Raw genomic sequence first — 575 nt, forward strand, 5'->3', positions numbered from 1 at the left:
AAGAAAGCTTGACGCCGGCACCGCGGTGCTCAGGGGCTCATGGCCGCCGGATACACGTCTGCGGTCTTCACCGGATGGGTACAGAAAATCTAGAAACTCTGAGGCAGAAAACGGCGCAGGGATTTCCTCTACGATATGGCCCATGCCTTCAAGCACTTTAGCCGTTTCCGCCACCCGGTCGCGAATTTCCGGATCGAGCTTTACTTCCGCCCATGAATCCAATGCGACGCCGATCTTTAAGCGGCCGCTCGGGCTTGAGAGCTCTTCAACGTAAGGGCGTTCAGGTCCGGGGATAAGGAACGGGTCCCCGGGATAGCTTCCAGACAGCACGTCCAGCGCGGCCGCCATGTCGCGAACAGTCCGGGAGACGACGAACCTTCGGCTAATACCATGACCCGGGTCCTGCCCATTCGGCCCTCCAGAGATGCGACCACGAGACGGATTAAGGCCCACAAGTCCACAATAGGATGCTGGAATACGCGTAGATCCGCGTACCTCTCCGGCGAGGGCCGCCTTGCGGGAGCATGGCCCGGTAGCGAAGCTGCGCTCTTAAGGCGTCCTTTCGAGCGCAGTTA

Annotated in this window: 1 pseudogene; it reads right to left on the reverse strand. The window is 59.8% G+C overall.

Annotated features, from left to right (window positions below):
* Positions 1–501: pseudogene (locus NKH73_RS32545) on the reverse strand (amidase family protein); the annotation flags it as partial.
* Positions 502–575: the final 74 nt, after the last annotated feature.

The organism is Mesorhizobium sp. M0938 (assembly GCF_040319125.1).
In the GTDB taxonomy this organism is placed as follows: domain Bacteria; phylum Pseudomonadota; class Alphaproteobacteria; order Rhizobiales; family Rhizobiaceae; genus Mesorhizobium; species Mesorhizobium robiniae.